Here is a 9,767-nt window from a genome sequence, read left to right as displayed (position 1 = left end):
CTGGTCGAGGACTTCCACGGCGCCCGCGAGGCCACCGCCTGCCTCCTGGCAGAGGGACACACGCGCATCGCCTTCCTCGGCCTCCGATCGGGTATCGGAGACACGGCCGCGCCGGGCGGCTGAACAGGGGGCGAAAGATCCGGTCCGTTACGGATCCACCTTTTCCGGCGCGCCCGACCGCGCTGCCTCCCGTGCCTTCGTGCGTGCGTGTTCCGGGTTCAGGAACCAGTGCCGGGCCGAGGCCCGCCACCAGGTCGCCGCGAAGCCGAGGACGACCAGGACGGCCACCGGTGCGTAGTTGAAGGACTCCCATGTGACCGGTGAGACCTGGGGCAGCATGAACAGCACGGTGATCACCGCCACCCACACCACCGACACGATCCCGATCGCCCGCGACCACCGGCCCAGGTGCCACGGCCCGCGCTGGAAGTCGTCGCCCTTGCCCAGCCGCAGCAGCGTCGGGATGACGTACGCGATGTAGAGGCCGATGACCGCGACGGACGTCACCGCCGCGTAGGCCGTGTAGTTGATGAGGTAGGGCAGGCCGAGGACCAGTGCTCCGCCCGCCGCCAGCCACACCGCGGCGACAGGAGTCCGCGTGCGCGGGCTCACCGTGTGCCAGACCCGCGAGAACGGCAGCGCGCCGTCGCGTGAAAAGGCGTAGATCATGCGGCTGTTGGCCGTCACCGAGGCCATCCCGCAGAACAGCTGTGCGCCGATGACCACGAGGAGCAAGAGCTTGCCCGCCGTCGCGCCCAGCGCGTCCAGGAGGATCTGGGCCGGCGGCGCGCCCGTCGCCGACTCCCGCTCCTTGTCGTAGTTCTGGATCGCGTACGTGAAGCCCAGCAGCAGGACGAATCCCGCTATCCACGACGTCCAGATCGAGCGCACGATCCCCTTGGGGCCCGCCGTCGACGCGTCGTGCGTCTCCTCCGTCATGTGGGCCGACGCGTCGTAGCCGGTGAAGGTGTACTGGGCCATGAGGAGGCCGATCAGGACCACGTACACCCCGCTCCCCCAGCCCGTGTTGTTCACGAACTCGGTGAAGACGAAGGTCGTGGACTGGTGGTGGTCCGGTACGAAGGCCAGCGCGCCGACGATCACGCCGACGCCCAGCACGTGCCACCACACGCTGACGCCGTTGAGCAGGGCGACGATGCGGACGCCGAAGGTGTTGAGGAGGCCGTGGAGGATCAGGATGCCCGCGAACAGCAGGACCGTCCGGCCCGGCGTGACCTCGAAGTCGAACTGCAGGTTCAGGTACGCGCCCAGGAAGGACGCGGCGCCGAAGTCGATGCCGGCGGTCACCGCGACCTGGCCCAGCACGTTGAACCAGCCCGTGAACCATGCCCAGGCGGCCGCGGTGCGGGGTGGCGCGAGACGGTGGGCCCAGAAGTACAGGCCCGCCGAGGTCGGGTACGCCGAACAGATCTCGGCCATCGACAGGCCGACGAACAGCGTCATCAGGCCCACCGCGACCCAGCCCCAGGTGATCACGGCGGGGCCGCCGGTGTTCATGCCGAAGAGGTAGAGCGTCAGGCAGCCCGACAGGACCGAGATGATCGTGAAGGACACCGCGTAGTTGGAGAACGCCGACATGCGGCGGGCGAGAACCTGCGTGTAGCCGAGCTGGGCCAGTCGCTCTTCGTCAGACAGCCCACTCGCTATGGCGTCATCTGTCATGCCCCCAGCAATTCCCCTGCCAGGGGCGTGACACACGTCACAACTTGGCTAGAAAAGGCCCTTGCAGCCCCTCCGCCCCGGCGCGATCTTCACCCGCGCCTTCACCTGGAAGTCGGAAGCGCAAAAGGACAGGGCCCGTACGACCGAAGTCGTACGGGCCCTGTCCTCAGTTCACGCGATCTCAGCCGTTGCGCTTCCAGCGCGGCTTGTCGTCGCGGCGGCCGAAGGAACCGGTGCCGGTACCCGTGCCGGTGGTGCCGCGGTGGCCCGGACGGTCGTGGCCACCGGCGCGGAAGCCGGGGCGGTCGCCCTGGCGGTCACGGTTGAACGGACGGTCGCTGCCCCGGTGACCGGTCGCGGGACGGTCGTCACGGCGGAAGCCGCCACGGTCGTTGTCACGGCGGTCGTTGTCCCGACGGAAGCCGCCCGAACCCGCGGGCCGCTCGTCACGACGCTCGAAGGAACGGCCACCGCGGTCGCCGTCACGACGGTCGCTGTTGAAGCCGCCGGAGGGACGGTCGTCGCGACGGAAGCCGCCACGGTCGTTGCCACCGCGGTCGTCGCGGCGGAAGCCACCCGACGGGCGGTCGTCACGGCGCTCGAAGGAACGGCCGCCGTCACGACGGTCGTTGTCCCGGCGGAAGCCACCGGACGGACGGTCGTCACGACGCTCGAACGAACGGCCACCCCGGTCGTTGCCACCGCGGTCGTCGCGGCGGAAGCCACCCGAGGGGCGGTCGTCACGACGGTCACGGCGCTCGTAGTTGCCGCGCTCGTCACGCTGCTGACGCGGACGCTCGTACGAGGACGTCTCACGGGCCGGCGCCTCGGCGACGGCCTGCGCGGCCGCGGCCTCCACGACGGCGGCAGCGGCCTCGGCCACCGCGGTCTCCGGGTCGTCGCCCCGCTCACGGGCGGCACGGGCGATCAGGCGGTCGGACTCCTCGCGCAGCTCGGACGCGCGGCGCGTGGCCCGCTCCAGCTCCTTGGTGAGCTGGGCGACCTCGCGCTCGGCCTGCTGCGCGGCGTCGCCCGCCGACTGGGCCTGGACCTCGGTCATCGAACGGGCACCGGTGATCTCGGCGACCTCGGGCTCGAAGGCCGTACCGGAGTTGATGATGTGACGGCCGGCGTCGACGCCCGCGTCCTCCATCTGCCGGAAGATCTGGCGCCGCTGGTGCGGCAGGGACAGCGATACGACGGTGCCGGTGCGGCCCGCGCGAGCGGTACGGCCCGCACGGTGCAGGTAGTCCTTGTGGTCGCCGGCCGGGTCCACGTTCAGGACCAGGTCGATGCCGTCGACGTGGATACCGCGGGCGGCGACGTCGGTCGCGACGAGCGCGTTGACGTAACCGTCCTTGAAGTCCGCCAGCGTCCGCGTACGGGCGCCCTGCGTCATGCCGCCGTGCAGCGCGTCGGCCTTCACGCCGGACTCGCGCAGCTGCTCGGCGATGCGGTCGGCGCCCAGCTGGGTGCGGACGAAGATGATCGTGCGGCCCTTGCGGGAGGCGATCGCGGCGGTGACCGGCGCCTTGTCCTTGGGCTTCACGATGAGGATGTGGTGGGACATCGTCGTGACGTTGCCCTGCGCGCTGTCGACCTCGTGCGTGACCTCGTCGGTCAGGTAGCGCTTGACCAGCGTGGAGATCTCGTTCTCCATCGTGGCCGAGAACAGCATGCGCTGGCCGCCGGCCGGGACCTGGTCGAGCAGCTCGGTGACCTCGGGCAGGAAGCCCAGGTCGGACATCTGGTCGGCCTCGTCGATGACCGCGATCTGGACGTTCTCCAGGGAGCAGGCACCGCGGTTGATGATGTCGCGCAGGCGGCCCGGGGTGGCGACGAGGACGTCGACGCCGCGCTCCAGGGCGTAGATCTGGTTGCCCATCGACGTACCGCCGCAGACGACCTTCATCTTGAGGCCGAGCACGTCGCCGTAGGGCTGGAGGGCGTCCGCGACCTGCATCGCGAGCTCACGGGTCGGGGTGAGGATGACGGCGCGCGGCTTGTGCTTCTCCGTGCGGCCGCCGGACAGCTGGGCCAGGGTCGGCAGACCGAAGGAGAGGGTCTTGCCGGAGCCGGTGCGGCCACGGCCGAGGATGTCCTTGCCGGCCAGGGCGTCCGGGATGGTCGCCGCCTGGATCGGGAAGGGGACCGTCACGCCGTTCTGCGCGAGCTTGCGCACGACACCCTCGGGGAGGCCGAGGGACGCGAAGGTCACCTCGGGCGCCTCCACGGCGGTGTCCACGGTCGTCTCGTCGCCCTCGTTCTCGGGCATGACGACGTGATCAGTACTGGAAATGGACATGCGAATGCGAAACCTTCCGGAGTATCCGTCGGCACGCGCCCGTCAACTCCGTGATTCGCTATCGACCGCCTCAATGCGGTCCGCCACGGCAAGGGAGAGTACGCGCCACACGGCGCGCTCTGCAGTGGCGCCGGGCAATGGGATCAAACGATCTACCACCATACGCACCTTGCACCCCCGACGGCAAACGAAGTCAGCCTGACTTGACGTAGCTCACATCCGACGGGGCCGCAGGTCTACGCCGGTGTACCCGCCGTGGGGGCCGGCTCGCGGTCCACCAGCTGCGGTCCCGCCTCGGGGTGCGCCGAGGACGAGGGCTCGGCGGACGGCGGGGGCGGCTCCGGGGAGGCGGGCGGGGGCGGCTCGGGCGAGGCGGGCGGCGGCTGCTCGGACTGGGTGGGCGTGGGCGGCGCCTTGGTCGGCGCCGGGTCCCCCGGCTTCTCGGTCCGGCCAGGCTTGCCCTTCACCGGAGCGGACGCGCTCGCGTCGGCCGACGGCGACGCGGACGGACTCGCCGACTCGCCCGGCTTCCCGTGGCCCTTCCTGCCGCCGTGCTTGGCGTCCCCGGCCGCCCCGATCCCGGAACCGCCGCCCGCCAGCCCGGTGCCCCCGTCCGGGGCCTCATTGCCGTGCCGGCCGGCCGAGTGCGACGGCTTCGCGCCCCCGCCCTCACCGTCGTCCCCCACGCTCATACAGCCGGCCACAGCGGCTACGGCGACGACCGTGACCGCGAGACGAACGGGTACGTACAAGGCGCGCACGGGCAGCCACCTCCGAGCGGGGAAAGGGAGTCAACCTCCCCAACTCCCGCCGCCCGCAAGAGGACACGCACCGCGCTCACCCGTACCCCAGAGCGTGCAACCGCGCGTCGTCGATCCCGAAGTGGTGGGCGATCTCGTGCACCACCGTCACCTCGGTCTCCGCCACGACCTCCTCCCGCGTCTCGCACATCCTGAGCGTCGGCCCGCGGTAGATCGTGATCCGGTCCGGCAGGACTCCGGCGTACCACTCCCCGCGATCCGTCAGCGGCGTCCCCTCGTAGAGCCCGAGCAACTCGGGGTCGTTCGCCGGCGGCTCGTCCTCGACGAACACCGCCACGTTGTCCATCAGCCGTGTCAGCTCCGGCGGGATCCGGTCCAGCGACTCGGCGACCAGTTCCTCGAACTCCTCGCGCGTCATCTCCAGCACACACCCATTGTCGGCCACCACACGCCCGTACGAGAGACATGGACCCACCCGCATATCCGACGGCGGACTTGGGCATACGGGACCAATGGTCCGCGTCCCCGCCGCCGTACTGTCCGCCCTGCACCGGCTACGAAGGGTTCCGCGCACCCTCGCCCGCCGCCGGCGCGCACACCGCCCCCAGCCCACCACCGCTCTCGTCACCCAGACCAGCCCGTGGCTCCGCGCCCTCGGGCTGGTCGTCGTCGTGGTGCTCGGCGCGTGGCTGGGACTGCTCGTCGTGGGCAACGTGCGCGTCCCCGTCGGCCCCATGAACACCACGATGACCCTGCGTCCCTCCCTCACCGGCGGCACGAAGATCAACATCTCCCCGCTCGGCGCCCTCCAGCTCGACAGCCACCAGGCGCCCGTCCGCCTCGACGTCAACGTCGATCAGCTCGACCCGGTCCGCGCGCAGGCCCTCGTCGACCATCCCGAGCGCCTCTCCGGGCTCCAGGACGAGGTCGCCAAGGACGTCGAGCACGGCACCCTCGACCTCGCCGTGCGCTCCGCCGTCGCCGTCGTCTCCGGCGCCACCGCCCTCGGCCTCGCCGTCTACCGCCGCCCCCGCCGCGCCCTCGCCGCCGGCACCACCGCCCTCGCCCTCCTGCTGGCCAGCGGCGTCTCGGCGTTCGCGACCTGGAACTCCGAATCCATCCTGGAGCCGAAGTACTCCGGGCTGCTCTCCTCCGCGCCCTCCCTGGTCGGCAACGCGCGCAACATCGTCACCGAATTCGACGTCTACCAGAAGGAGTTGGCGCGCCTGGTGACGAACGTGACCAAGCTCTACGACGTCACGTCCACGCTCCCGGCCTACCAGCCCGACCCGACCTCGATCCGCGTCCTGCACGTGTCCGACATCCACCTGAACCCGGCGAGCTGGAAGATCATCGCCTCGCTCGTGGAGCAGTACAAGGTGAACGTCATCGTCGACTCCGGCGACACCATGGACCACGGCACCGCCGCCGAGAACGGCTTCCTCGACCCCATCGCCGACCTCGGCGCGCCCTACGTCTGGGTGCGCGGCAACCACGACTCCCGGGCCACCCAGCGCTATCTGGAGCGCATGAAGAACGTCCACGTCCTCGACGACGGCCGCGCCGAGACCGTCGCCGGTCTGCGCTTCGCCGGCATCGGCGACCCGCAGTTCACCCCCGACCGCTCGAACGCGGAGGGCGCCGACGCCTCCGAGGAGCTCGCGGGCGCCCGCCTCGCCGCGGCCCTGCACGACCAGAAGGTGGCCGGCACCCCGGTCGACATCGCCGTCGCCCACGAACCCTCGGCGGCCCGTGAGACGGACGGCGAGGTGCCGCTGGTCCTGTGCGGGCACCTGCACCACGAGGGCGACGAGATCCTCAAGTACGGCACCCGGCTGCGCATGGAGGGCTCGACGGGCGGGAGCGGCCTGCGCGCCCTCGAACACAAGTACCCGGCCCCCATCGAGGCCTCGATCCTCTACTTCGACCGGGACACCCGGCGCCTCCAGGCCTGGGACGCGATCAAGCTCGGCGGGCTGGGCGAGACGACCGCCGAGGTCTCCCGGCACCTCCCGGCCGACAACAAGCCGGGCGCGGTCCCGTCGTCACCGGCCCCTTCCGTCCCCACCCCGCCCTCCTCGGGGTCCTCCACCCCGTAAACAGTTTTGGCGATCCCTCCCGGGATCCCATATGCTCCTCACGTCCCCTGACGCGTCGCGAGACGCCCAGGCGAGCCGAGAGCCCTCATCGTCTAGCGGCCTAGGACGCCGCCCTTTCAAGGCGGTAGCACGGGTTCGAATCCCGTTGGGGGTACTGGCTTTCAGCTGAACGGCAAAGGCGATCGGCCCGAGGATTCCTCGGGCCGATCGCCTTTGCCGTTCCGTCCGACGGTGAAGCCCACCGCTCGGTCAGTGGACGCCGAACCGTCGCGCCTGCCGGGTGGCGGCGTGGATGCCGTCGGTGAAGGGCTCGCCGTGGCCGGGCAGCAGCAGGTCCGCCGGCAGTTCGTCGAGGCGGTCGAGCGCGGCGAGCGCGGCCCGGCTGTCCTGGGTGAAGCAGCGGCTCACGATCGTGGGTCCGGTACGGCCGACGAGCCCGTCCGCGGTGACCAGCGCGTCGCCGGTGAAGACCAGCCCGCGGTCGGCGAAGAGGTAGGCGGCGCTGCCGAGCGTGTGGCCGGGCAGCACGACGGCCTGCGGGGCGCCGGGGACGTCGTCCAGCACCTGGTCGGCGTGGAAGACCCGCGCGCCCTGGACGGCGGGCGCGGTGAAGGCGCCCGCGCGGGCCATCTGCAGCGGGACCGCGAGCGCGGCGGGCCTGCGCAGCAGGTAGGGGACCATCGACCGCTCGGGCTTGGCATGGCGCATCGCGCTGCGCGGGCCGTCGCGCAGGATGACGGCGTCCCGGTCATGGATCCAGACGTCGGCGCCGGCCTCCTTGAGGGGGTGGGCCAGGCCGGTGTGGTCGAGGTGGCCGTGGGTCAGGAGGACGGCACGGACGTCGGACAGCGAGCGGCCGAGGTCGGTCAGCAGCCCGCGCAGCTGGTCCAGATGGGCGGGCAGTCCCGCGTCGATCAGGACCAGGCCGTCGGGGTGCTCGACCAGGTAGAAGTTGACGGCGTGATCGCCCAGGCGATGGACGCCGGGTGCCACCAGGGTGGGCGCGGGACGGGACATACGTGCCTCCGGCAACCGAAGTTCGTTCGATACGGTCGAAGCAATTCGATGCGCTTCGGTGTATTCAATACAGTGGACTGTAACAGATTGGGGGAGTCCCTCGATGGCAGGCGAGACGCCACGCCGGACCTACAACTCCGAGCGCCGGCAGGAGGCCGCGCGCCGCAACCGGGCCGCGGTCCTGGCGGCCTGCGGCGAGCTGCTCTTCCGGGACGGCTACCACGCCATGACCGTGCGCGCCGTGGCCGAACGGGCGGGCGTCTCCGCGGAGACGGTCTACAAGACGTTCGGCGGCAAGCCGGGCATGGTCAAAGCCCTCTGGGACATCACGCTGGCCGGCGACGACGACCCGGTACCCATGGGGGACCGCCCCCAGACGCGCGAGATCCTGCGGACCGACGAGCCGCACGCCAAGCTCCGGCTCTACGCCGCGTTCGTGCGCGGCATCCATGAACGCGTCGCCGAGCTGTTCGCACTGCTCACGCAGGCCGGACCGGACGTCGGGGAGGTCCTGGAGACGGCCGAGCGGGAACGGCTCATCGGCGTCACCGCGTTCGTCACCCACCTCGACGAGACCGGCGCGCTGGGTCCGGACGCCGATCCGGCCCGCGTGGCGGACGCGCTCTGGGCCCTGGCGGGGCCGCAGCTGTACAACCAGCTGACGGCCGGACGGGGTTGGTCGACCGAGACGTACGAGGAGTGGCTGGCCGCGACGCTGACGGCGACGCTCCTGCCGGCCTCGCGACGGCTGCCGTAGGCAGTGAGCCTCACACCTCGGGGCCGCCCATCGGCCCGTTTCGAATAACGTTATCGCGTACGATCCCCACGCCCAGGCCCGTGCACCCGCGCCCTGCCCCTCAGGCGCGCACCTCCCCCGAGCCGCGGACCGTCAAGGTGACCGGGACGATCACGGACTGGACCGGGCGACCGGGGTCGGCGATGCGGGCGCGGAGGAGTTCCACGGCGGTCCGGCCGATCTCGGCGGTCTGCTGGGCGACGACGGTGAGGGCCGGTTGCAGGAGGTCGGCCAGGGGCACTTCGTCGAAGCCGACGAGGGCCAGGCGGGAGGCCTCCTTGGGGCCCAGGTGCCGTAGGACCGCGAGGGTGGTGTCCATGTTGCCGGTGACCAGGGCGGTCGCCGGGTCCGGGCCGTGCAGTGCGGTGTCGAGGGCGGCGGCCACGCGTTCGGGGGTGATCTCGCCGGGGTGCACCAGGCCCTCGACCGCCTCGCCGTGGGCGCGCAGGGCCGCGCGGAAGGCGGCGGCGCGCTCCCGGCCGGAGAAGACGCGCTCGCTGTCGCCGACGTAGCCGATCCGGCGGTGGCCGTGCTGGTGGAGGTGGTGGAAGGCCATGCCGATGCCGGAGGCGTTGTCGGACATCACGCAGTCCACGGAGACCCCGCTCATCGGGCGGTCCATGGCCACCAGCGGGACGCCCGCGTCCAACTCCGGCTGCAGATAGGCGTGGTTCTCGCCGAACGGCTCGACGATGATGCCGTCGAGGCGCTGCCGGCACATGGAGATCAGGATGTCGTGCTCCCTGGTCTCGTCGAAGTCCGTGGAGGCGGCGAAGAGGGTCAACCCCGCGTCCCGGGCGGTCCGTTCGATGGCGGCCAGTTCCGGGTTGACCTCGGCGATCCTGCGCACGGCGGCGCCGATCGTGCCGGTGACGCCGGTGCGCAGCTGGCGGGCGCGGTCGTCCGGGCGGTAGTTCAGCGCGGCGATCGCGGCCTCGACCTTGGTGACGTACTCCGGCCCCACCGTGGGGTCGTTGTTGACCACCCGGGAGACGGTGCGCAGGGCCACGCCGGCCGCGCGCGCGACGTCGACCATCGTCGGGCGCCTGGGCCGTCCCCCGCTCTCTCGCCGTGCTTGCGTCATCCGGCAGCTCCTCCTCGGATCC

At 71.5% G+C, this 9,767-nt stretch carries 8 protein-coding genes and 1 tRNA gene; 3 read left to right on the top strand and 6 right to left on the bottom strand.

Going from position 1 to position 9,767, the window contains the following annotated elements; genetic code table 11:
* Positions 1–147: 147 nt before the first annotated feature.
* From ACWD5F_RS20090 to ACWD5F_RS20075, 4 genes are all read right to left on the bottom strand, one after another.
* Positions 148–1,683 carry an amino acid permease gene (locus tag ACWD5F_RS20090; protein ID WP_451255953.1) on the bottom strand — a complete coding sequence of 512 codons (1,536 nt, stop codon included), beginning with the start codon at positions 1,681–1,683 and terminating at the stop codon, positions 148–150.
* A 181-nt stretch (positions 1,684–1,864) separates the two neighbouring features.
* Positions 1,865–3,988 (bottom strand): DEAD/DEAH box helicase, encoded by a 2,124-nt coding sequence (locus ACWD5F_RS20085; protein ID WP_451255951.1) that lies wholly within the window; start codon positions 3,986–3,988, stop codon positions 1,865–1,867.
* 236 nt (positions 3,989–4,224) lie between these two features.
* On the bottom strand, positions 4,225–4,749 hold the full coding sequence (locus ACWD5F_RS20080; protein WP_451255949.1) for a hypothetical protein: 525 nt from the start codon (positions 4,747–4,749) through the stop codon (positions 4,225–4,227).
* Between the two features lie 76 nt (positions 4,750–4,825).
* Complete coding sequence (locus ACWD5F_RS20075; protein ID WP_185146159.1) at positions 4,826–5,176, bottom strand: metallopeptidase family protein; 351 nt, start codon at positions 5,174–5,176, stop codon at positions 4,826–4,828.
* Positions 5,177–5,261: 85 nt separating this feature from the next.
* Here ACWD5F_RS20075 and ACWD5F_RS20070 point away from each other — a divergent pair, with 85 nt between their 5' ends.
* On the top strand, positions 5,262–6,848 hold the full coding sequence (locus tag ACWD5F_RS20070; RefSeq protein ID WP_451255947.1) for a metallophosphoesterase family protein: 1,587 nt from the start codon (positions 5,262–5,264) through the stop codon (positions 6,846–6,848).
* 81 nt (positions 6,849–6,929) lie between these two features.
* A tRNA-Glu gene (locus tag ACWD5F_RS20065) sits at positions 6,930–7,002 on the top strand.
* A gap of 95 nt (positions 7,003–7,097) precedes the next feature.
* Here the strand turns inward: ACWD5F_RS20065 and ACWD5F_RS20060 are convergent.
* The gene (locus ACWD5F_RS20060; protein WP_451255945.1) at positions 7,098–7,865 is read right to left on the bottom strand and encodes an MBL fold metallo-hydrolase; all 768 of its coding nucleotides are present in this window, start codon (positions 7,863–7,865) and stop codon (positions 7,098–7,100) included.
* A gap of 103 nt (positions 7,866–7,968) precedes the next feature.
* Here ACWD5F_RS20060 and ACWD5F_RS20055 point away from each other — a divergent pair, with 103 nt between their 5' ends.
* Positions 7,969–8,622 (top strand): TetR/AcrR family transcriptional regulator, encoded by a 654-nt coding sequence (locus ACWD5F_RS20055; RefSeq protein WP_451255943.1) that lies wholly within the window; start codon positions 7,969–7,971, stop codon positions 8,620–8,622.
* 100 nt (positions 8,623–8,722) lie between these two features.
* On the opposite strand, the gene ACWD5F_RS20050 is transcribed toward ACWD5F_RS20055, so the two are convergent.
* Entirely contained in the window at positions 8,723–9,745 is a 1,023-nt protein-coding gene (locus tag ACWD5F_RS20050) for a LacI family DNA-binding transcriptional regulator (protein WP_451255941.1), read from the bottom strand.
* Positions 9,746–9,767: the final 22 nt, after the last annotated feature.

It is taken from the genome of Streptomyces sp. NPDC002499 (genome assembly GCF_053595415.1).
This window is presented reverse-complemented; position numbering and strand designations above follow the sequence as displayed.

Coding starts and splice junctions, on each gene's coding strand:
- ACWD5F_RS20090 (WP_451255953.1), bottom strand. CDS start 1,683: ATGACAGATGACGCCATAGCGAGTGGGCTGTCTGACGAAGAGCGACTG.
- ACWD5F_RS20085 (WP_451255951.1), bottom strand. CDS start 3,988: ATGTCCATTTCCAGTACTGATCACGTCGTCATGCCCGAGAACGAGGGC.
- ACWD5F_RS20070 (WP_451255947.1), top strand. CDS start 5,262: ATGGTCCGCGTCCCCGCCGCCGTACTGTCCGCCCTGCACCGGCTACGA.
- ACWD5F_RS20060 (WP_451255945.1), bottom strand. CDS start 7,865: ATGTCCCGTCCCGCGCCCACCCTGGTGGCACCCGGCGTCCATCGCCTG.
- ACWD5F_RS20055 (WP_451255943.1), top strand. CDS start 7,969: ATGGCAGGCGAGACGCCACGCCGGACCTACAACTCCGAGCGCCGGCAG.
- ACWD5F_RS20050 (WP_451255941.1), bottom strand. CDS start 9,745: ATGACGCAAGCACGGCGAGAGAGCGGGGGACGGCCCAGGCGCCCGACG.